Raw genomic sequence first — 21,261 nt, 5'->3', positions numbered from 1 at the left:
GTTCAGGAAGTGCGATGGATATATCATGGAACGGAACCGTCTGGGCTGTTTTGGATAATGAGAACGGAAGCCACTTAACGGTTGTAACGCCCGACTGGCACATCTCAACGGTTCCCCTCAGGGTCAACGGGACTCCCTGCGGTTTGGCGTGGAACGGAAGCCAGTGGATAGTTGAGACATTCATCCCGGACCGTGTGGAGATTCAAACACTCAATGGCTCGGTTCTCTTTAGAATACACAGCTATGACTGCAGGGGCTTCGCCTACCTCAACGGAACTTACTACGTTCCAATCTCAGAATCGGCGAGAATGGGGGACTGCTCGCTTGTCCAAGTTTCGGGAGAGGGGAAAATAAAAGGAACAGTCCCTTGCGGTTTCATCAACGGCGTGAAGGTAAAGACCGTAGAAGGAAGGATTTATCTCATGAACTGCACCGGAATCTACGTTTACTCCGATGGGCGCTTTGAGCAGGTTCAACGGCTTAAAAACTGTGCCGGGGACTTTGATTTCTTAGGGGACAAAACCCTTTTATGCTCCAACGGTCTCGTCGAAGTTTCCAAAAACGGCGGGCGGGAGATACTGAACGCCTGCGATGCCATCGGTTGCAACGATGAGGAGTGCCTGGTTGCGGCAAACGGAACGCTCTACGTATACGATGGCGGGCTGAAAAAGCTCGAAATTAAGAACCATGCGAACCACTCAGAGGGCACCTTCAAGAAAGCCATTGTCCTGGGCGCGTTCATCGCCATTCTGATTGTTTTGCTCGTTTGGAGGAAAAGGTCATTCTGAGAGTTTCAGCTCCCCAAACTCTTCTTTTATCCGCTCGAAGTGCCCGTCTCGTGTAACAAGCGTGAGCTCCCTGTTTATCGCGACTGCTGCAACTACCGCATCAACCGCCGGAACGGGCGTCCCCCTTCTGACCATCACTTGGGATATCTTGATTGATAGCAGGTAGTCTTTGAGGCTCGGCGTTATCACAGTCAGCCCGAGCTCAAGCGCCCTCGGAAACGCCACGATGTTGAGAATCGTTGTGTGCCCTTCGAGCTTCCTGCGGGATTTTAGGGCATCAATCAGGACGTTGGTGTCGTAGAGAGCCTTTTCCATTCGGCATCCCTTGTTTTCTTAAGCGCCTTCTCGTACTCCTCAACGGGCATGCTCTCAAGCTCTTTTCTGAAGTCCTCTCCGAGAAGCGAGAGCAGTTCGTCCGAACTGAGTTCTTCGGCCTCGATTTTGGCCAGATATTCCGCTATGGCCTTTCTCGCCACCTCACTCCACTTTATCTCCTGGGTGTTTCTTCATGCGCCTGTAGAGGTCATGCGGGACTGAGAGGGTTATGTTCGGCATGCCATCACCGCACATGATTATGTGAGTTTAAGTTGTGGTTTCACAAGCCCCAAGTTGGACTATACGCTTTGAGACTTTCTTCTGTTTTGAGTTACATTTCTTTATGCGCTTAGGAAGAAACATTTATAAGCACCACAGCATACCCCGAGCGGTGGTTGGGTGAGACAAAGCCCCTTCGTAGTGTTAATCATAATCCTCGTATTCCCTCCGCTCGTTGCAGGTGCAACACTGAAATGTCCTGCCAAAGCCCCCGCCAATGGAATCGTTTGCAGGCTGGAGGGCAACGGAAGGGGAAAGCTCTACCTGAAGAGTGTTGATGGGATTCCCCCTCGAGGATACTTAATCACGATAAAGGATTCAAAGGGGTTTAGGTACTCCATCAACGACAGGTGGGAGACCTTCGAGCTCCCTGCAAACGTCAGTTTCAGTCCCGATGGCATCTTGGGACGAATAAAAGACAACTACTTTGACTTCGTCCCGGACTGGGTCCTATTTAACAAGGAGCACACGTTTACGTTCGTTTTTATTGGGGAGAATGGAACCCGAGAGAGTTTTCATGTAAAGGTTTATATTGAGGGAAAACCGAACTGGAATAGCTTCAAAGATGACTTGAAAGCTTTTGTCTTCCTGTATGTCATTCTCTGGATTATATTTTCTCTGGTCTCTGGAATTGTGTGGCTCGCTGATAAGCGTCGCAACCTATACCCCCTGAAAGCCCAAATGGTTCTCATAATGGGCGCTTGGATTGCTGGGGTTGCTATGGCGCTACAATTCTCACAGCTATTCGTCTTTGGTCTGCCTTACTACTACTTCGGGAGCGGACTGAAGCTGTGGGGGGACATAGTTATTGGATTGAACTTATGGGCAATAACAATCTCCATTATCTTCTACACCGGAAACTATTTCCTGATGCCGCTTTATCTCGAACGTATGGCTTACCAAAAGCCTCTCCCGGAGCTGAAGAAGCAAACATTGGGCGGTTGCTCTGGTCTCGTGTGGTCCCTTATCACCCTCGCGCTTGTCTCCGGGGCACTCGACTCAAGGGTGGGGAGTTTGCTCCTGATATTCCTTGGAATTGCCCTCTCTATGCTCACCTATTACATCCTCAAAACATTAAAGCCCGAGGGGGTGCTCTTCACAAACCTCACCATCGCGGGATTCCCCTCACTCAAATACCGCCCGGATTTCGCATTCGTGGTCTTTCTGGTTGTCCTCCTCTTTGTAGTGTACTTTATCCAGAAAAAGTGCCTCAAGCGCTTTACAACGGAAAAAGAACGCCTGATTGCCGAGATTGAAGAGAGGGTTGCAAAAATCGAGGGGGCAGGAAGATGAGAAAGCGCACCATCCTGATAATTGTCCTAACTGTCTTAAGGATGAGGGGAAAATGGCCATGAAAAAAGTATTCGCAACAGTAACTCTGCTACTTCTTTTTAGTATGATTCCTTCAGCCAATGCAGTTCACGTTGAATGCTCCAGAACAGCGGGATACAATGGAAACTTTGGGGTTTGGATGTTAAAATGCAACGTTAGTGACGCCCCCCGTTATCCTGATTATTACGCTAAAGTTGGATTAAGAACAACGGGAATTGAGCCAATTCAGAGAGGATTTTTTGAAATATGGATTTCTGAGGCGGATTTGGTTAATTTTACACCCACTGTTTTGCCCGATGCCGCTTTCGCTCAAATGAACGTCCCGGTTACAATTTACATCATCACCTACAACTCCAATGGAACGCCGATAATCATTGCAAAGAAAAATGCTGAGGTGAAACTAAAAATGTCTATAAAGGACTATGTCCTCTCTTCTTTGATATGGGGTTTACTTGGGTTGCTCTTTCTATTCATTGCAGGCTACACTAAATGGGACAGCGGAAAGGGCCTCGTTGGAGACCTGCTATCAACATACCTCGTTTTTAGAGGGGCTTTCGTACCTTCCCTCTCGGCTCTTCTGATGATGCCCTTCACGACGTTTTCGATGATGTCAAACGGGAGAAGCGAGGCATCTGCCCTCGTTCTTTCTGGTCTCTCTGCCCTTCTGCTGTTCGAGAGTGCGTACGCCTATGGAATCGCGAAGTCGAAGTATCCAAAGGTATCCTTCTACACCGGCCTCGGTTGGCTTGCCGGCCTTCCGCTCGCGTTCAGCTTCCACTGGAGCGACTACTTTTACCCGTTTGCACTTTCCCTCCTGATAGCCGTCCCCATTATGGTAATCCTCTGGAGGTACGCCGAACTGCCGTATTCAAAGTGCCGTAAGATCCTTTCCCTCTTCAGGACTTACTCAGTGCCCCTAAGCATCGGCGTTGCGCTCGTTCTTGCGCTCCACTACACGACCGAAGAAACGACTTCGCTGTTTGCAGTGCTCATCGTTTCCCTGTTTATCTACGCGCTCACATCAAAGCTCGCCTTCGAGAGGCTGGAGTGGGCGAAGAGGAAGTTCGACGAGGACATTGGGAGAATCGAAAAAGCATTAGCATTACTCTGAGAGCCTCAACTCTCCGAATTCTTCTTTTATCCACTCATTTAAATTTATTATGTGGGATTATATCCCTGTGGAAGCTTTGCATGATATTGAGAGGGACGTTTTGGTTTGATATCTATGTCAAAAATGAAAAATATTAAGAATGCTATTATTCCAAAACTTTTCAGAATGTTTGAAATGCTATGATCTCGGATAATCGAAGAGACAGGAAGAGAAAATATCGAGAGATATAACAATCCCCCAAAGAGAACCTCAAGTTTATGTACAAAGTTCGGAATTTTTGAAAAGAATAGAAGGCCAACAAAAAACGATGCAATAAACACATAAACAAGAGAGCTAAAGTCACCAATCTCGTTCAGAGATATTTTCTGGCCATGTAATATTGCCCAAGAAATTCCAAAAAACAGGCCTGTTAAGACAAGGATAAAAGCATAGACACCAGCAAGTTCGGCGTTTTTGACAACTAATCTCATATTCTTTTTTAGTGTTGTCATTGAAACCTCAACCATAATATAAAAATGAGGAAATTTAATATCCCGCTTCATATAGTATTTATTGGCATAGTGTTGTATTTTAAGCTTTTAGACCTTCTCCAACCACCTCTCCATCCACCCTGCTATCAGCTCAAGCCTCCTGACCCTGTGCTTAGGCTTTCCGCTCCTGCTCAGGTCGTGGTTCTCTCCAGGGAAGAGCGCCAGCTCGACGGTCTTGCCAAGGTATTTCAGAGCGGTGTAGAACTGCAGCGCCTCCGGAAGCCAGCAACGGTAGTCCTCCATCGAATGGATTATCAGGAGTGGAGTTTCCACGTTCGGCGCGTACTTAAGCGGGCTCTTCTCCCAGTAGCCGTCGGTGTTGCTCCAGGGGTCGCCCCCTATCTGGTCCGGAGCAAAGAAGTAACCGATGTCAGTCGTGCCGAAGAAGCTTACCCAGTTCGAAATCGAGCGCTGGGTAACTGCCGCCTTGAAGCGCTTCGTGTGGCCGACTATCCAGTTGGTCATGAAGCCACCGTAGGAACCGCCAGTAACGCCGAGCCTCTCCCCATCAATGAAGTCGAATCTCCTTAGGGCCTCGTCAACGACCTCCATGAGGTCCTTATAATCCCGCTCCCCGTAGTGGCCCCTTATATCGGCGAACTCCTCACCGTAGCCGTCGCTGCCGCGCGGGTTGGAGAATATCACGGCGAAGCCTTTAGCCGTCAAAACGTGGAACTCGTGCATGAAGGCGTAGCCGTAGGCCGTCTTCGGCCCGCCGTGGATTTCGAGAACGGCCGGGTATTTCTTTCCGGGCTCAAAGTCAACGGGCTTCATAATCCAAGCGTCTATTTCAACGCCGTCGCTGGCCTTAACTGTGAAATGCTCAGGCTTGGAGAACTTGTAGTCCTTAATCCAGCCGTTGAGGTCGGTAATCTTCTTCTCCTTGCCGTCGCGGAGGACGTAGAGTTCCAGTGGAGTGACCGCGTCCTGGGCGGTGAAGGCTATGTAGTCGCCGATTGCGAAGCTCTCAACGCTCCTATCACCACTAACGACGCGCTCTATCTTCCCCTCAAGGTTCACCCTGAAGAGGTTCGCCCTCGGGCCGTCGGTTGCGACGTAGTAGACCCAGCCGTCCCTGAAGACCAGCTCGGCCCTCTGTGCTCCACGAACGTCGCTGTTGAGGGAGTTGTAGGACGAGCGGTCAAGCTTAGCGGTTAGCTTCCTCATCTCGCCAGTCTCAGGGTTGTAGTGGTAGATGTGCGTGTTCGTCGGAATCCCACGCTCGCGCGTGTTGGCCTTGAGGATGAAAGTGCCGTCGTCGAGTGGAATGAAGTCGCTCACGCTCCATTTTCTGGGAGTTAGGCGCTTCGCTTTCCTGCCTTCAAGGACGTAGAGGTCGCTCACCATTGGCTTCCTCTCGCGGTCCTCCTGGGCGATAAAGTAGAGCTTCCCGTCGTGGAAGCGAACCTGCGAGACGTCGAGGTTCTTCGGAGTTACGCGTCTCTTTTTGCCGGTTTCAACGTCCACCAGATAGACGACGCTTCTCTTCCCGTAGACCCAGCCGACGCCGTTGAACCAGAAGGGAATCTCCTTGATGAGGTGAACGTCGTCCTTGGGCTTCTTCTCGACGTCTATCGGCGTTATAACGGCTATGCTCTTGCCGTCCTCAGTGAAGCGGAGGTTCTTAATCCCGTACTTGAACTTCGCTAAAAGCCTCGCCTCACCGCCGTCGGTTGGGATAACGTAGAGCTCGGCTTCCTTGCTCTCCCTATCGCGCTTGGAGGTGAAGGCTATCAGCTTCCCGTCCGGGGAGAAGCGCGGGTTTGAGTCTTTCTTTCCCGAGGTGAAGGGTTTAACCTTCCTGCCGTCGTAGAGGTAAAGCCTTGAGAAGTAGTCGTCCTTCTCGACGCTTATCTCGGTAACCTGGAAGACGACCTTCCGCCTGAAGGCGTCGAGGTTGCCGACGAGCTTGAACTTTCCGAGGTCCTTCTCGGTCAGACCTTTCATAGAAACCACCGGGGTAAGTCAGTGTTTTTCGTATAAAAGCTTAGCGTTTCAATTTGTATCGAAAAAAAAAACTTAAATATTTAACTATAAGTAGTTATTAATGAAAACCTTATGGAGGGGTCTATATGCAAAAAAGGCTTATAGTAGCAATTGTGTCTCTTTTTGTAGTTAGTTCTTTGTTAGTAGCACCAGCAATCCAGGGAGTTCCCCCCAGCTATTCTAACCAGCTTTACAGCCTCTACGGAGATTGGCTTCAGGGAAAGCCCGTCGGCTTAGCAGTTTTCCACGTAATCCCAACCTACAACGGAAAATCTTTCAAGGGCAATCTAATACTCACCGTTATAAACTACTCCTCTGACCCTCCTAGGGTAATACTCGTAAAGCGCATCACAGGATATTCCGACGTTGCATTCAAGATAGAAAGAATTCCCGTTGGTGTCAGAGAGTTCACAGTCGTCGAGAACGGCAGACTCGTTCAGAAGACCAGAACTGTCTTTAGAGAGAGGGAGTACTACGTGGGAGTTTTCGGCTACGTGAACGGAAAGCTGTACAGCGGTGGGAAGTTCGTGATCTTTGAGCCACAGAAGCCAATAACCCAGCTGAACGTAGAGCTAGGGCTCTTTGCGAAGAGTGTTCCCAAGCCGAACAAATCCAAGGAGAGAGAGTACATGGAGAGCCTTAAACGAAGGGGTGTGAGTCTCAAATCCTCTGACGGCATCGTCTATTCTTCGACCCCCGTTGAGACTAAAACAGAAATTGTACACCTTCCTGCTGGTGTTATACACGCCGCCCCATGGACAAAGGTTTCCTGGTGGGTCTCCGGCGGATTTCTTGTCAAGGGCTACGGAACAGACCAGAAGACCGCCCTATGGTACGATTCCTTTGACCAGTACACCTTTGGAGAACTAATTCCCCCTGACCCCCACGGATGGCATAAGAGCGGAAAAGACCCGGCAGTTTCCTCTGTGACGACTTGGGTTACTCTCGACAACACGAACTCCCCATACTACAGGAAGGAAATCGTCATGGCACACGTTAGGTACGAACTCGATGCCTACGTTTACAGCTCCTGGATAACAGGACTCACGATAACCCAGTACGTCCTGAAGCCAACGAGAATAACTGGACTTTCAAACGGTCCTGTATCAATAGAAAACCCACCAGCGGTTCCCAGTTACGCCGACACAATCAACCAGAACGGAGAGTCCTTTGGATTCGAACCGAGAACAAGCGGTCCTGAATGGATGGTCAGGGAGGTAACGTTTACCTTCAGCCTCAACTACGAGGGAGTCGATGCAGAAGTCTCTGTAACCCTTTACAGGCAGGCAGGCGGTTCCTCGTACGGTGCGCCGTTTGTGGTCGTTTACAACGCTGTTGGCGCGAAATACTGGTACAAAAACGATGACCCTAAAACGTATGAGTTCTTCGTTCACTGGTAGTTCCTTGTCTTCTATTCGGATATTCTTTCCCTTTTGAACCTTAACCTCAATTGAGTCGAATCATCTGATGCCTCACCGCTTTCGAATCAAAGCTTGTAACACAGAAATGTATTTAAAGGCATCTTGTGTATTTATGGTAATGAAACTTCCCTTGAGAAAACACTTCGTGGTGCTTGCACTGGTCTGTGTGGTTCTCCTGACCATCGTTCAGTGGTGGGATTACGGCCGAACCGGTGAACTCCTTGAAAAATATCCAGGAGCCTCCTTCCCCGCCCAGTACACGGCCAACGTCAGCCCCATTCTGCCGTCCCACTACGTCCACTCCCTCGGGGACTCCATAGTTGGCTACTCCTACCGGCTCTCCACCGGTGAATACCTCCTGTACGTCAGAGGACGGCACGGAAGGCCAAACGACGACTACACGGAAGAACTTCAGTGGCTGAACGATTCCTACATCCATTACCTTACTCTAACGAGCGAGTCCATTAGAATGTGGTCTGAAACTGGAAACGAGTCTTACTTGCCCGCGCCGTGTTTTGGATGGAAGAGACTCTCAGAACAGGATACGAGCTGGAAATCGTCAAGCGCGGAAGAAACGTGACCATGATTGTTATGAAACCTCCTTATCCCTACAGACTCCTTTTGGAGGAAACACCGGTTTTACTAGGTGAGGTGGTCTTCATCCCGCTCCTCATCGTGATTACCCTCCTGCTGGTGTTCCGGTTCGATGCGGTGAGAAGGTTCATATCCAGACACAGGTACCTGGCGCTTCTGCTGATTGCTGTCATCTCGATGTCTTTTCTTGTGCACGGACACGTCCACAAAGGACCCAACGCCTTCGTCGGTGTCAAGCCCCACTGGAACAACGCGCTCAACCTCTGCGGTGGTGAAGTTTACTACGTCCACCGCAACGCCGCGTCGACTCGATACTGCTCAATGCATCCCGCTCCGCGGAGTACGTGGGCGTTGTGAGAGAGAATGGACACCTCAGACTGATGGCCCTTGCACTTCCCCGCGGGAGAGAAAGGGAGCTGTTGCGCAGTCTCTCAAGGGTAACTACCGTCCTTTACATGTACACAGTTCCCCCGACGGCTCCATCGCAGACCACAGTGGAGAAGGTTCGCGGCGACCTGCTTAAGAAAGGCGCTATCAGCGGAACGGCCGCTGATGAAGTGATAAACGCCACGCTCAAGAACATTCAAGAGTCGGAGGGTCTGAAGGTCTGCGGTAACCTAACGGTCGTAACGCTCACGTTTGGAAGGGAAGGGTAGCCAAATGGAGGTTCATTGAGGGTTTGGCCCAAAAAGAGAACTCACACTCTCGGGTGGCCTCCGAATCAATCTGGGCTATCTTTTTAAATTCCCCTTCTCCCCTTTAGCGGGGGGAAGCCATGACCGTGAAGGTCAGATTTGACAAAGAAGTGAGAGACTACGCGAAGGGCGAGAAAGTTAAGGACTCAATCTTAAAGCTCACCGAGACCGCTTTAGCCCAGGCCCTCGAGAACTTCCACAGGAGAATGATTGTAATCGAGGGCGACACGCTGAGGAAGGCCGAGTTAGCTGGAATACTCGCGGGGGCCTCCGCGAGGGTTTTGAGCGGAATTTTGGAAGAGCTCATGAAGAAACGCCTCCGCGACGAGAGCGAGGATAAAATAGAGGTTCTCTACGCCACCGACGCGCTCGGCGAGGAGACCTTCGGCAGGAAGCGCTACGAGGCATTCAGGAAGCATTTCGACGTTTTAGCAGGCTCAAACGTCGAGGTAAAAGCCGTTACCTTCAAGCACACCCGTGACATCCTTGGAAGAACCTACGATTTGCTCATCCTTGACATGAGCTACGACTACTCGCCGAACGACCTCGGAAGGATTATCGAGACCGTTCGCGGTGGGGGGCTGATTTTCATACTGGCTCATCCCTTTGAGAAGTGGAAGAACATGTGGACAGGCTTCCACAAGAGCCTCGTAACGCCACCTTACACGATAGACGACGTCAAGAAGCGCTTCAATAGAAGGCTCATAAGGAAGTTCACGGAGCACGGCGGCATCTACATCATCACCGAGGGCGGAAAGGCCAGGAAGAAGCCAAAGAGGAGCAAGAGCCAGGCGAGGATTAAAGCAAGAAAGGGAGTTCCTATCCCGGAGGAGACCCTCTTCCCGAAGGAGCTCTACGAGATGGCCTTAACCGAGGGCCAGGTTGAGGTTTTGAAGGCCTTTGAAGAGCTTGTCGAGGGCGGAATGCTCGTTCTTACAGCGGACAGGGGAAGGGGCAAGAGCGTTTCCGTTGGAATCGGCGCGATAGGTCTGGCCTTAGCTCTAAAGAAGAGGACGAGAATCGTCGTTACCGCTCCGGAACTCGAGAACGTTCAGGCACTGTTCCGCTTCGCCAAGAGGGCTTTGGAAAGGCTCGGCTTCAAGCCCTACGTCGTTGAAGAGCGCGGGCTGATAAAGGAGCTCTACGCGAGGAAAATCGGCCTGCGCTATTACCCGCCGGCCGAGGGCTACAGGAAGAGCGCCGACCTCTACATTTTGGACGAAGCGGCAGGAATCCACGTTCCGATACTCCACAAGTACCTCAACAAGGAGCGCGTCGTTTACTCCTCAACGATTCACGGCTACGAGGGAGCGGGAAGAGGTTTCTCAGTCAAGTTCCTCAAGAGGGCGAGGGAGAAGAGGGAGTTTAAGGAACTCCACATGGACGAGCCGATTCGCTACGCGGAAAACGACCCGATTGAGCGGTGGCTGTTTGATGTGCTCCTTCTCGATGCCGAGCCCGTGGAGCTCACCGAGGAGGACTTCGAGCTGATTGAGAAGAAGGAGGTCTATCTGGAAGAGCCGGACCTCGACGACTGGTTCGAGAACGACCGGGAGGACCTCAGGAACTTCGTCGGAATCTACATCCTCGCCCACTACCGCAACAGGCCGAGCGACGTGGCTTTACTCGCTGATGCTCCACACCACGAGGCCCGCGTGCTTAGGCTTAAGAACGGCAAGATAGTGACGGCGATACAGATTGCCAAGGAAGGAGGAATTCCGAGGAAGGTAATAGACAAGATGGCCAAGGGCTACAAGCCGAGGGGCAACATAATCCCGGACATGATGGTCAAGCACCACTACATCAAGGAGTTCGCGAAGCTAAAGGGCTACCGCATAGTGAGGATTGCAACGCATCCGGACGCGATGGACAGAGGCTTGGGAAGCAAGGCCTTAGAACTCCTCGAAAAGGAAGCGAGGGAAAAGGGCCTCGACTGGATAGGCTCTGGCTTTGGAGCCAGTGAGGAACTCGTCCGCTTCTGGGTCAGGAACGGCTTCGCTGTGGTTCACCTCAGCCCCGCGAGGAACCCGGTCAGCGGTGAGTTTACCGCCATAGTCCTCAAGCCGATAAGCGAGAGAGCCAAGAAGCTCATCAAGAAGGCCAACGACGAGTTCAGGATAAGGCTTACAGAGTGGCTCGGAGACACGCACAGGGAGCTTGAGCCCGAAATCGCGCGCTGGCTCTTTGAGACGCCCTTCGGCGAGGCCGTTGATTACCCGGTTCACCTCACGGAGATTCAGAAGAAGAGGCTTGATGCGTTCACGGGCAAGGTCCTGACCTACGATACCGTGGTCGACGCGGTGAAGCCGATAGTGAAGCTCTACTTCCTCGACGGATGGATGAAGCCCTACCTGGACGAGAGGCAGATAAAGCTCCTCATCTACCGCGTTCTGCAGGCCCACAGCTGGGAGGAGACTGCGAAGCTGATAGACAGAACCGAGACCTTCACAATGATTGAGGTGCGCGACATAATAAGGGGCCTCTGGTACTACTACAAGAGGCTCCTCTGACGAACATTTTTTATATCATTGGCCCGTAAAAGGCCGTGTTAGTTTCAGTGATTTCAACGGTGACACCTATGCCAGGCGGAAGCTGGGAAAAGATAATATCGATGACGAAGGACGGAATAAAGAGCATTGGGATGATTAAACAGAAGTCCAAGCGCGGAAAGAAAATAGCCCTTCTCATTGATGGGCCGAACATTCTGAGGAAGGAGTTCGGGATAAAGCTCGAAGACATCGTTGACGTTCTCGAAAGCATCGGAGACATCCGCGTTGCGAAGGTCGTCCTCAACCAGTACGCCCCACAGGGCCTCATAGAAGCCGTCTCCAACCAGGGGTTTGAGGCCGTCGTTGTCTCGGGCGAGACCGGGGTAAAGCTCGCCGTTGAGGCCATGCGCGAGATTTACAACCCCAACATAGACGTAATTGCCCTCGCGACGCGGAACGCGGAGTTTCTGCCGGTCATCCTCAAGGCCAAGGAGAAGGGAAAGGAAACGGTGGTCATCGGCGTCGAGCCGGGATTCTCCGTTGCGTTAAAGCACGCGGCGGACTACACCATAGTCCTCGAGCCCAAGCGGAACGGGAGGGATGAGCTGTGAAGGAGACGCTCATCAAGGTCCTCAAGCGCGAGAAAGAGTCACCAAGTGAGGAGATAAGCGGCAAGAGCATCGGGCTCATAATAGACGGGCCGAACATCCTGAGGAAGGAGTTCGGGATAAAGCTCGAAGACATCGTTGAGGCCCTTGAGAGAATTGGTAAGATAAGGGTCGCAAAGGTTGTCCTGAACCAGTACGCCCCACAGGGACTCATAGAGGCGGTCGTCAACCAGGGGCTTGAGCCGGTTATAGTCGCCGGCGACACCGACGTGAGGATAGCGATAGAGGCCATGGAGCTCATATATAACTCCGACGTGGAGGTTATAGCCCTGGCCACGAGGGACGCGGATTTTCTGCCAATAATCCAGGAGGCAAAGCGGAAGGGAAAGGAGACGATAGTCATAGGCACCGAGCCCGGCTTTTCTGTGGCCCTCCAGAACGCCGCCGACTACGTCATCAAGATGGTTAGCAAGGTAGAGGAGTGAGATGACCAAAACTGTGAAGCAAACCTTTTTTAAACCTTCAATTATCGGGTTATTGAACGTGACAACTTGTTAATGGAGGTGGTTCGATGAAGAGGCTACTGGTGATTCTGGTTGCCGCCCTCATGGTGACCTCTCTCTTCGGCGCAAAGCCAGTCAAGGCTGAGGAAACGCTGACCGTTTACTCCTACGATAGCATTGAGCCTTGGATGAAGGAAATCATTCCAATATTCGAGAAGGAGTACGGCGTCAAGGTCCGCCTCGTGACGTTCGGCGACGCTGGAGAAGTGCTCAGCAAGCTGATAATCGAGAAGAACAACCCGCAGGCAGATGTCGTCGTTGGAATAGACAACAGCTACCTCCAGAAGGCCCTTCAGGCGGACATTCTAATCCCCTACAAGCCGGAAAACGCGAAGTACATTCCCGATTGGATTATAAAGGACTTCGACCCGACTTTCCACCTCACGCCCTATGACTATGGCGCTATAGCGATAGTCTACAAGAAGGACGTCGTGAAGAACCCGCCGAAGACCTTTGAGGACCTGACGAAGCCAGAGTGGAAGGGCAAGCTCATAGTGGAGAATCCGCTGACGAGTTCAACTGGAATGGCCTTTTTCCTCTGGACTATTGGCGTTTACGGTGGCAAATGGCCCTACTACTGGGAGAAGCTCAAGCAGAACGGCGTGATAATCGTCAAGGGCTGGGGGGCCGGCTGGGAGATGTGGGACAAGAACCAGGCCCCGCTGTTCGTCAGCTACGCTACCGACCCGGCCTACGCGGCTTGCGAGGAGAACAGCACCAACATCGGTGCAATTTTCCTTAACAACACCGCCTACGTTCAGATTGAGGGGGCGGGAATCGTCAAGGGGACGAAGCACCTCGAACTTGCAAAGGAGTTCATAAACTTCCTGATAAGCAAAACCGCCCAGGAGAAGCTTCCGCTCAACCAGTGGATGTATCCCGTTAACAAAGAAGTCAAACTCCCGGCCTGCTTCAGCTACGCCCTCAACGTCAGCTCGGCGAAGGTTATCACAATCCCCTCGGAGGAGCTCGCTAAGAACACCGACAAGTGGCTCAAGGAGTGGAGGGAGCTAATGGTCGAGGGCAAATCCCCCGAGGAAATCTCGCCAATGCCGACTTCCACCGCCAATACGAACAAAACCGAGAGCTCAAGCGGTAAGGGTTCGAGTATCTGCGGCCCTGGTTTGATAGTCGGACTTGCTATAGTGCCTCTCCTTCTCAGGAGAAGACTCTAACTTTCCCCACTTTTCAATTATGCCTAACAAATCTCTATTCAATGAATAAGAACGAGAACAACATTTTTCCTTTGAGGTTAACACCCCTAAAACGTCCAAATTCTCGTCGAACAAGTGAAGTTTAGGCTCAAGGAGAGCATTGGAACGCTTTCCCGAACTTGTAGAAAGGTAAAGGGAATAATCCACAGGATAAGATTGGCTGATATAATTTCCTTATTCTTCCATGGAAGGCAATCTCCAGATTGGAGAAACATTTATATACTCCAAGAGCAGTGATATTAAGTGCAGTGGTGTCTATGCGATATTTAGTGGTAGTGAGATACGAAAATGATGCCGAGAGAAAGAGAGTGGACTACCTCCTTGAGAAATGGTCAGAAAAAACTTCAATAAAAAAACCAAAGGGTCTTATTTTTTTCATAGATACCGACCGTCCACATGAGTTCTTGGAGGACTTGTTTTCAAAGTTAGAGGGAGAACCCGAGAGGAAAGTGGAGGTGTATAAGGTTGAAGGTACCGTTAGGGGGGTGGAGAAAAGGAGCGTTGAGTTGAGGTACAAAATTCCCGAGGAAAAGCGAGTGGTTGAGAGGTTTATTGAGTACATCCTTACGAAGTTTAATGCAAACGTACTCCAGAAGATAGGGGGAAGCAAAGTCTACGAGGTCCCAACGCGAAAAGGTAGGGGTACGGTACAAGTGGAACTCAAAGAGAACAACGGGACCGAGGTCATAATCACGATTCAGGGTTATGGGGATGTTGTTGATTTTCTTTCAGAACGAATCAAAGAAGAACTCACATTGTTTGCAGGTGATTAAGATGGGGCTATTTGAGGAGGGCAGGACGGATTGTGTTAAGGCTTTGCTAAAACCCGCGGAGCGGGTTTTGAAAGAAGGGCTGGATATCGCGGTAGAGAGTTTTCAGAGGCGAGAAAAGCTCTGGCAACAGGTAGAAGAAAATTATGAACGCTATTTAGATGGAGAATGTGGGGAATTTCTTAGGGACCTTGATATGCACTTTAGGAGCAAGTTTGAGGGCGCGTTGGCTTTGCTCGCTTGGAGTTTCAGGCAGAACGGCGAAACGTACCTTCCAGCCAGTAGGAGGTATAGGGACAGAGAGCTTGAGGCTCTCGAACGTGTTCTCCGTTACAACGTCTTCGAAATATACACTATGGAGGACATACTGAGGCAGATAATGCATAGGGACACCAACATTCTCGGTCTCCTCAGGGAGTACCGTAGCGTGAACACATGGATTGAGGGAATACTACAGGACCACAGCATCAAGTTGCAACTGAGATTGTTCTTGAAATCAACGTGGGAATCCTACAAGGGCAAAATAACCGCCGCCATGGCAGAGGCAACACAGCGCTTTGATTGGTTCCAGGATGTCATCCACGAAGCCGAAGAAGAAACAATGGCCGTCGAGAGGACATACCGGAGACAACTGGAGAGGAAAGACCAAGAGATGAACGAACTGAGGAAGCAGATGAACAGTATGCGCATGAGATTCGAGCAGGAAAAGGCGGAGCTTCAGAAAAGACTTGAAGCCGCAAAGGATGAGGAACTCGCCCGCATCATTCAGGAAAAGGAGGAGATGCGGAGAAGGTTCGAAGAGGAAAAGGCCAGGCTTGTTGAAGAGATAAGCAGAATGAAAGATGAGGAAGCTAGAAAGATGCTGGAAGAAGAACTGGCCAAGATGCAGGAGAAAATGACGGCAGAAGTTAGGGCAATGGAGGAAGAAATAAAACGGAGGGAACTCCAGCTCAGAGAAAAAGAAATGGAACTTAGGAAGAGAGAACTTGAAATCAAAGAGAAAGAGGACGAGATTTCAAGGAAAATCCGGGAGGTAATGAACCTTACAGGAAAGGTCGAGAAGGGTTCACGCTTTGTGAAACTTGACGAAGCAAGGATAATGGAGATTAACTTCATAGGTCGGATTAAGAGCAAGTTCAAGGACAACGTTAAACTCCTTGGAATGACGTTTAAGGTGGAGTCAGTAAAGGAGGTAAAAACGTTTGACAAAACATCGTACGTTGGAAAGCTCAATGAGAGGGACATCAAAAACGTTCCGGACAATATGCTTGTTGAGGTCAAGCTAAAGGAAAAGAAGCTTCTTGGCAGGGGAAAAGAGATAATGGTCAAGGCACTCTTCTACGGAAGGCCAGAGCGTTATGCGGAGGTCGGCTTCGATACAGACCCAATTGAATTGGCCGACATAAACGCCCTCCTAATAGACGCCCGGGATAACGCCAAGAACGACCGCGTTGTTCTTCTCGTGGCATCTCCCACGGGATTTGAGAGGAGAGTAAGGAGTTACATCGACTCGAAGGACTTTCATAGGAACTTTATCTCCGAGAACGTCTCCATTGCCCTCCTTGACCTTGAGAGCGGTGAACTGCTGTACAATCCCCACGATGAATACGCTAAGGCCTTCGAGCCTTTCCTCAGGCTTGAACGGGATGAAGAACTCTTGGCCAAGGTTAAGGCAATGCTTGAGGAGAGAGTCTCACAGAAGGGATACGTTAGGCTTGAAGATGCCGTTGGAGACTTCTCCGAGGACATCGTGAAAAGGGCATTCCAGGAGCTCAAGAATGAGAAAGGTTACGTAACAAAATTCATCGACGGCGTTGGTTACGTCCTCGTAAAGGAGGGGTTCCTCTGAAGCTTTCGTTTTTAGTATGAAGATTGTGGTGGGGGTGTTGATATGGGACTAAGAGACATGTTTGGGAAGAAGAACACGATAGAGAAGCTCTCCCTTAGGGAGCTCCAGGGGGAAGAGATACGGCTGAGGAACAGACTGGAACGTCTCAAGAAGGACCTCAATCAGATAGAGAAAAAGAAAAAGCAGCTCTTCCAGGAGGGAATTGGAGCGGATAAACTCAAGAAGAAGATGCTTGCCCAAGAAATCAAAAGCCTTGACATGGAGCAGAAACTCAAGCTCAAGGACTTCACGATGGCCCAAAAGCAGTACACTCTGATAAAGAATATGATAATCGTCAAGAAGTACGAGAAGGAGCTTCGGAAAGTTGGGATATGGGAAAAGCTGAGCAGTGTTGAGCCAGAACAGCTCGAGCAGGCCCTGATAAAGATAAACCTTGACGGAAAGGAGTTCGATGAGATGGTAAGCAGCCTCAACAGGGTATTCGAAATGGAGGTTGCTGAATTTGAAGAGAGCGAAGACGAGACGGAGAGGGAGCTTCTCAAAGCCTGGAGCCAGGTAGAAACAGGGGAAGCTGATGTAGAAGAGGTCGCAGAGAAGGTCATTTCTATGGACAAAAAACTTGAGGATGAGGAGCTATGAGCATCCTCTCAAAATTTTTTGGAAAAAGAAATCCGCTGGACGTCCCCTTGAAGAGCCTTAACGAGAGCAGAATAAAACTGGAGTACCAGATAGAGAAAGTTGAGAATGAGATAGCAGGCATTGACCGGGAGATAGCGATACTATTCGAGAGGGCCAAAAGAGCGAGGAGCAAGAGCGAAGAGCTGACCATTGCAACCAAGATTAAAACGCTCAACCAGCGCAAAAAGAACCTCCAGAAGACTCACATGCAACTTAACAAACAGCTCATGCTCATCAGTAACCTTGCAATAATCAAGGAAAACGAGGCCCTTCTCAAGGACACACCGACGTGGAATCTACTTCGTAGGATGTCTCCGGAGGAGCTTGAGCGCCACCTCACGGAGATGCAACTCGATGCCCAGAACTTCAACGAGAACCTCAACCAGATGCTGGGCATGACCGACCAAACAATAGGAGCAGGTGTGGATTTTGAAGAAGATGAGGAGCTTGCCGAGATTATGAGGACCATCCACGCAGTCAAGGAAGGGGAACTTGAGCCCGAGGTAGCAGCAGAGAAAGTGACCGGCGAAGAGAGGCCGAAGAAAAGGAAGGAGGACTGGTTCGAGGAGTTTTGATTTTTTTCTTGCTTTCAAAACCCTTGGAGATGGGATAATGAAAAAGAGAATCGTTGCTGTTGTATGGGTTGTTTTGCTCATTGGAGCGGTGCTGGTTACACCGAAGGAAGTGGCGGCAGAAAAAACAAACGGATACTGGGTAAAAACATATGGGCCCGGAGAAATAACCGACACCAAGATTCTTCAGGATGGGGATATTATTGCAGTAGGATATGCATATACGACAACAGGTAAAAAAGATGTATTAGTAGCGAAGCTCTCATCAAATGGAAGGATAATATGGGCAAATACATATGGAGGAAACGAGGATGATAGAGCCAATGCAGTTGCTGTCACTCCAACTGGTAATATTATCGTGGTGGGGTGGACAAAGAGCTTTGGCAATAATGAAGGTAGCGCCTGGATTCTTAAGCTGGATAGCAACGGAAACATAATTTGGCAAAAAACGTATAACGATGGTGATACATGTTATTTTGATACTGTCGGGGTATCCCCTGAAGGAGACATAATTGTGGCAGGTTCCGTGTATATTCCCACCCCAGGAAGATGGGAGGCATGGATTCTTAAGCTTGATGAAAATGGAAATATAATCTGGAAGAAAACATATAGTGGTGGATCCGGGGAAATTACTACAATTAAAGTTACATCCAGTGGCAACATACTTGCAGTCGGAACATTCCATGGGGATATTTGGGTTGCACAGCTCGATTCATCGGGTAATATAGACTCACAAAGGGTACTCCGCCCAAAACTTAGTAAAGATGAAGAAGCGGAGATTGGGATAAACAGTGTTGCACAGACTTCAAATGGGGATATCATTTTAGCTGGGTGGATTTGGACATTTATTGTTGCCCCCGGGTCATACTCACCATACAACCCCGATGGGATTATTATAAAACTTAGTAGAGATAAAAACATCATATGGAGTCATGTCTATGGAGGAAACAGACGGGACTTTTTTAAGTCAGTACAGGTGGTCAAAGGAGATATAATTGCGGCGGGAAGTTCAAACAATGCAGAATGGGTTGTTAAATTGGGCCCTGACGGAACCCCGATTTGGCAGAGGGCCTATTACTCAGGCAGGATAAATTCCATTTCATACACAAATGATTCGCTTATCCTTGGAGGCACATATATTGGTTACACCGAACAGGATGCGCAAATCCTCAAGATTCCTTTGAATGGTATTGTGGATGGGGCGTACTCAAATATCACATTAAACTCAAAGAATCTCGAGTTTTTAGAAAGTTATAGTGTTAATTTGAACGTTACTTCGCCTACACTCCAAACTATGGAAAGTAATGCTCTCGTGGCCCCTTGGAAACCGACAGTTTACACATTATATACTACCACCGGGTACTTACAGATTAATTCTTCTCCCTCTGGTGCTAATATTTATATAAACGGAACATATGTTGGCACATCACCCATCAAGCTGACGTTAAACTCTGGGTATTACAATGTAACTATCACTAAGGAGGGATATTTGGACTACAAAAAACTAATCAAAATAACCCCTGGAAAAACAACATCTATCTATGCAAATCTCACCCCATCGATTGCAAGTTTAATCGCATATTACTCCTTTAATACCTGTGATGCAACGGATGACAGTGGCAACGGGCATGATGGAACAATACAGGGCAATATTCGGTGTGCTCAGGGTGTCATGGGAAAAGCTTTAAACTTTACAGACTATTTACAGGTAGTCAAGTTACCCAACTCAATCCTTAACGGACTTAGGTATACTACCATAACCTTCTGGATTAAAACCACAAATGGAATCCAAGGGATTTTAAGTGGTGCAAACGAAAATTACGACAATGAGCTCCTGATATTCATGGGGAATGGGAGTTACACAGCTAGTTATCACAACAATTTTGGTAGGGTTGAGCTGTTACTTCATGAACAGTTCGTTATGTATTCGCCACCAATAAACGATGGAAAGTGGCACATGGTTACCCTAGTCTTAGGACCCAGCTTTTCTAAGATGTACATAGATGGTAGATTAGTAAATCAGAGTACTATCGGAACCGGAAGTGGTCTCAATATCTCAAAGAATGGCCTATGGGTTGGTAATGACCAAGACTGTGTGGGAGGATGCTGGGATTCTGGACAGCAGTTCAAAGGTGCCTTAGATGAGCTGCGGTTTTATCAGGGCATTCTTAACGCCTCAACTATCGAGGCCTTATACGAGCAGGGGGAAGAGGCACTTGAAAAGCAAAAAACAGCAAACTCGCAAGAAACCCATGTTGGAGCTTTGGGAATAGTAACTCTGAAACTTAACGAGTCTGTTATTGTGAGGGATGCTAATGGGAATGAATACAATATTACATTACTCGACGTTTCTAAAGTAAGTCAAAGAGTCCTTTTAAGGATAACATCACCAACCAATCCCCAGTTCTCTCAAGTTATATCCCCCTACGCCAACGACACCCACTCAGTAGGCCCCATTAATATAACATTACTCCGTGTGTATATCGGAAACAATGGAGAATACTACGCAAAAATAAAAATATCTGGGGCTATCCCATTAAGTAATACCACAACAACATCAATCACCCAGACTGAGGCTTCAACGGGTTATATGATTGGTTCTGAGACTATTCCCGGTTTCCAGCCGTCACAGGAGTACTTGAAGAACGTCTCAGCCTACGCGATTCAAAAGGCAGAAGAGCTCATCGGTTGGATGGAAGAGAATGGCTACCAGGTCCTCTACGCCGAAAAATACCTAGATGAAGCCAAGAACGCTTACAACAACGCGGATTACAAGACAGCCAAAGAATTGGCCCTGAAAGCCTGGATTACAGCTTGGGAAGAATGGTGGATTCAGTATGAGGCCGAGATCCTAAAGGAGGGCGGTGTTGACCCCTCACAAGCCCTCTCTTATTACCAGTCCGAAGACCTGAATGCCTCAATCTCGGAGCTGAAGTCGCTCTCCTCCGGCCTCTCAGGTGAGTATGCTAAGCTCTTCAATTCAGTGGACTCAACTTTCTCAACAGTTCAGCAGTACTGGAGTTGGGGCATCAGGCTCTGGAATTACGTTGGTGACCTTGAGGCCTCGGCGTTAAAGTTCAATAACGGACAACTGGAGGTTGCTAAAAATCTCGCGGATAAGGCGCTGAACACGGTTAGGGACATTGGGAGCATGGCGAGGAAAGTGTTAGAACAATTGAAGAGCCTCGGTCGCTCAGTATTCGTCGAAGGCAGGGGAGGTAAAAACGCTCAAAACCTCTTCGAACACGCCATGAGTCTCTTTGAGCAGGGTAAATTCGAGCAGGCTAAAAAAGTCATCGTCCAAGTGGAGGAAATCATCACGGTGACAACGACACAAAAGAAACACGGAATCTGCGGACCAGCGTTTATACTTGGTCTTGCATTAATCCCGCTGTTTTTGAGAAAGCGCAGGGGGTGAAAAATTGAAAAAACTCCCCTTAATCTTTTTCATTCTTCTCATCTCAACC

21 protein-coding genes are annotated in these 21,261 nt (G+C 49.3%); 17 read left to right on the top strand and 4 right to left on the bottom strand.

The genetic code is table 11. The features are described 5' to 3' along the window. Window positions 1-14: 14 nt before the first annotated feature. Window positions 15-788 (top strand): hypothetical protein, encoded by a 774-nt coding sequence (locus ACYQ04_RS03930; protein ID WP_460127524.1) that lies wholly within the window; start codon window positions 15-17, stop codon window positions 786-788. Here ACYQ04_RS03930 and ACYQ04_RS03925 read toward each other — a convergent pair. Together ACYQ04_RS03925 and ACYQ04_RS03920 are read right to left on the bottom strand one after the other, a co-directional pair. Further along, on the bottom strand, window positions 780-1,103 hold the full coding sequence (locus ACYQ04_RS03925; RefSeq protein ID WP_460127522.1) for a PIN domain-containing protein: 324 nt from the start codon (window positions 1,101-1,103) through the stop codon (window positions 780-782). The two genes, ACYQ04_RS03930 and ACYQ04_RS03925, sit on opposite strands and share 9 nt — an antisense overlap. Continuing rightward, a complete protein-coding gene (locus tag ACYQ04_RS03920; RefSeq protein ID WP_460127520.1) occupies window positions 1,070-1,264 on the bottom strand; it encodes a hypothetical protein in 195 nt (64 codons plus the stop codon). The genes ACYQ04_RS03925 and ACYQ04_RS03920 overlap by 34 nt, the downstream gene beginning before the upstream one ends. Before the next feature lie 238 nt (window positions 1,265-1,502). Between ACYQ04_RS03920 and ACYQ04_RS03915 the strand changes: the two genes are divergently transcribed. Next, complete coding sequence (locus ACYQ04_RS03915; RefSeq protein ID WP_460127519.1) at window positions 1,503-2,675, top strand: hypothetical protein; 1,173 nt, start codon at window positions 1,503-1,505, stop codon at window positions 2,673-2,675. 352 nt (window positions 2,676-3,027) lie between these two features. Beyond that, complete coding sequence (locus ACYQ04_RS03910) at window positions 3,028-3,825, top strand: hypothetical protein (protein WP_460127517.1); 798 nt, start codon at window positions 3,028-3,030, stop codon at window positions 3,823-3,825. A 47-nt stretch (window positions 3,826-3,872) separates the two neighbouring features. On the opposite strand, the gene ACYQ04_RS03905 is transcribed toward ACYQ04_RS03910, so the two are convergent. Then, complete coding sequence (locus ACYQ04_RS03905) at window positions 3,873-4,367, bottom strand: hypothetical protein (protein WP_460127515.1); 495 nt, start codon at window positions 4,365-4,367, stop codon at window positions 3,873-3,875. Between the two features lie 36 nt (window positions 4,368-4,403). After that, on the bottom strand, window positions 4,404-6,302 hold the full coding sequence (locus ACYQ04_RS03900) for an alpha/beta hydrolase family protein (protein ID WP_460129819.1): 1,899 nt from the start codon (window positions 6,300-6,302) through the stop codon (window positions 4,404-4,406). Window positions 6,303-6,478: 176 nt separating this feature from the next. On the opposite strand from ACYQ04_RS03900, the gene ACYQ04_RS03895 reads away from it, so the two are divergent. The 14 genes from ACYQ04_RS03895 to ACYQ04_RS03830 all read left to right on the top strand — a co-directional run bounded on the left by ACYQ04_RS03895 (window position 6,479) and on the right by ACYQ04_RS03830 (window position 21,212). Next, a complete protein-coding gene (locus ACYQ04_RS03895) occupies window positions 6,479-7,741 on the top strand; it encodes a hypothetical protein (protein ID WP_460127513.1) in 1,263 nt (420 codons plus the stop codon). A 166-nt stretch (window positions 7,742-7,907) separates the two neighbouring features. Continuing rightward, a complete protein-coding gene (locus tag ACYQ04_RS03890; RefSeq protein WP_460127512.1) occupies window positions 7,908-8,342 on the top strand; it encodes a hypothetical protein in 435 nt (144 codons plus the stop codon). Next, on the top strand, window positions 8,339-8,713 hold the full coding sequence (locus tag ACYQ04_RS03885; protein WP_460127511.1) for a hypothetical protein: 375 nt from the start codon (window positions 8,339-8,341) through the stop codon (window positions 8,711-8,713). The genes ACYQ04_RS03890 and ACYQ04_RS03885 overlap by 4 nt, the downstream gene beginning before the upstream one ends. Then, on the top strand, window positions 8,701-9,012 hold the full coding sequence (locus ACYQ04_RS03880; protein WP_460127509.1) for a hypothetical protein: 312 nt from the start codon (window positions 8,701-8,703) through the stop codon (window positions 9,010-9,012). Before ACYQ04_RS03885 ends, ACYQ04_RS03880 begins: the two co-directional genes overlap by 13 nt. Before the next feature lie 119 nt (window positions 9,013-9,131). Continuing rightward, the gene (locus tag ACYQ04_RS03875) at window positions 9,132-11,561 is read left to right on the top strand and encodes a tRNA(Met) cytidine acetyltransferase TmcA (RefSeq protein ID WP_460127507.1); all 2,430 of its coding nucleotides are present in this window, start codon (window positions 9,132-9,134) and stop codon (window positions 11,559-11,561) included. A 68-nt stretch (window positions 11,562-11,629) separates the two neighbouring features. Further along, window positions 11,630-12,151 carry a TIGR00288 family NYN domain-containing protein gene (locus tag ACYQ04_RS03870; protein WP_460127505.1) on the top strand — a complete coding sequence of 174 codons (522 nt, stop codon included), beginning with the start codon at window positions 11,630-11,632 and terminating at the stop codon, window positions 12,149-12,151. Beyond that, complete coding sequence (locus tag ACYQ04_RS03865; protein WP_460127503.1) at window positions 12,148-12,633, top strand: TIGR00288 family NYN domain-containing protein; 486 nt, start codon at window positions 12,148-12,150, stop codon at window positions 12,631-12,633. The genes ACYQ04_RS03870 and ACYQ04_RS03865 overlap by 4 nt, the downstream gene beginning before the upstream one ends. A gap of 86 nt (window positions 12,634-12,719) precedes the next feature. Further along, the gene (locus ACYQ04_RS03860) at window positions 12,720-13,886 is read left to right on the top strand and encodes a thiamine ABC transporter substrate-binding protein (RefSeq protein ID WP_460127500.1); all 1,167 of its coding nucleotides are present in this window, start codon (window positions 12,720-12,722) and stop codon (window positions 13,884-13,886) included. 114 nt (window positions 13,887-14,000) lie between these two features. Continuing rightward, complete coding sequence (locus ACYQ04_RS03855) at window positions 14,001-14,162, top strand: hypothetical protein (protein ID WP_460127498.1); 162 nt, start codon at window positions 14,001-14,003, stop codon at window positions 14,160-14,162. A 20-nt stretch (window positions 14,163-14,182) separates the two neighbouring features. Further along, a complete protein-coding gene (locus tag ACYQ04_RS03850) occupies window positions 14,183-14,698 on the top strand; it encodes a hypothetical protein (protein WP_460129818.1) in 516 nt (171 codons plus the stop codon). Window position 14,699: 1 nt separating this feature from the next. Beyond that, a complete protein-coding gene (locus ACYQ04_RS03845) occupies window positions 14,700-16,544 on the top strand; it encodes a hypothetical protein (protein WP_460127496.1) in 1,845 nt (614 codons plus the stop codon). Window positions 16,545-16,586: 42 nt separating this feature from the next. Beyond that, window positions 16,587-17,183 carry a chromosome assembly protein gene (locus ACYQ04_RS03840; RefSeq protein WP_099211162.1) on the top strand — a complete coding sequence of 199 codons (597 nt, stop codon included), beginning with the start codon at window positions 16,587-16,589 and terminating at the stop codon, window positions 17,181-17,183. Continuing rightward, a complete protein-coding gene (locus ACYQ04_RS03835; protein ID WP_460127494.1) occupies window positions 17,180-17,797 on the top strand; it encodes a hypothetical protein in 618 nt (205 codons plus the stop codon). The genes ACYQ04_RS03840 and ACYQ04_RS03835 overlap by 4 nt, the downstream gene beginning before the upstream one ends. Before the next feature lie 37 nt (window positions 17,798-17,834). Then, complete coding sequence (locus ACYQ04_RS03830; RefSeq protein ID WP_460127492.1) at window positions 17,835-21,212, top strand: PEGA domain-containing protein; 3,378 nt, start codon at window positions 17,835-17,837, stop codon at window positions 21,210-21,212. Window positions 21,213-21,261 lie beyond the last annotated feature (49 nt).

The organism is Thermococcus prieurii (assembly GCF_054657655.1).
Note: the sequence above shows the minus strand (reverse complement) of the source record. Positions and strands in the feature narration are given on the sequence as shown.

What these genes read in the sequence shown, in the direction of transcription:
- ACYQ04_RS03850 (WP_460129818.1), top strand. Translation starts at nt 14,183, where the DNA reads ATGCGATATTTAGTGGTAGTGAGATACGAAAATGATGCCGAGAGAAAG.
- ACYQ04_RS03930 (WP_460127524.1), top strand. Translation starts at nt 15, where the DNA reads ATGGATATATCATGGAACGGAACCGTCTGGGCTGTTTTGGATAATGAG.
- ACYQ04_RS03860 (WP_460127500.1), top strand. Translation starts at nt 12,720, where the DNA reads ATGAAGAGGCTACTGGTGATTCTGGTTGCCGCCCTCATGGTGACCTCT.
- ACYQ04_RS03900 (WP_460129819.1), bottom strand. Translation starts at nt 6,302, where the DNA reads ATGAAAGGTCTGACCGAGAAGGACCTCGGAAAGTTCAAGCTCGTCGGC.
- ACYQ04_RS03840 (WP_099211162.1), top strand. Translation starts at nt 16,587, where the DNA reads ATGGGACTAAGAGACATGTTTGGGAAGAAGAACACGATAGAGAAGCTC.
- ACYQ04_RS03875 (WP_460127507.1), top strand. Translation starts at nt 9,132, where the DNA reads ATGACCGTGAAGGTCAGATTTGACAAAGAAGTGAGAGACTACGCGAAG.
- ACYQ04_RS03925 (WP_460127522.1), bottom strand. Translation starts at nt 1,103, where the DNA reads ATGGAAAAGGCTCTCTACGACACCAACGTCCTGATTGATGCCCTAAAA.
- ACYQ04_RS03845 (WP_460127496.1), top strand. Translation starts at nt 14,700, where the DNA reads ATGGGGCTATTTGAGGAGGGCAGGACGGATTGTGTTAAGGCTTTGCTA.
- ACYQ04_RS03870 (WP_460127505.1), top strand. Translation starts at nt 11,630, where the DNA reads ATGCCAGGCGGAAGCTGGGAAAAGATAATATCGATGACGAAGGACGGA.
- ACYQ04_RS03905 (WP_460127515.1), bottom strand. Translation starts at nt 4,367, where the DNA reads ATGAAGCGGGATATTAAATTTCCTCATTTTTATATTATGGTTGAGGTT.
- ACYQ04_RS03835 (WP_460127494.1), top strand. Translation starts at nt 17,180, where the DNA reads ATGAGCATCCTCTCAAAATTTTTTGGAAAAAGAAATCCGCTGGACGTC.
- ACYQ04_RS03830 (WP_460127492.1), top strand. Translation starts at nt 17,835, where the DNA reads ATGAAAAAGAGAATCGTTGCTGTTGTATGGGTTGTTTTGCTCATTGGA.
- ACYQ04_RS03910 (WP_460127517.1), top strand. Translation starts at nt 3,028, where the DNA reads ATGAACGTCCCGGTTACAATTTACATCATCACCTACAACTCCAATGGA.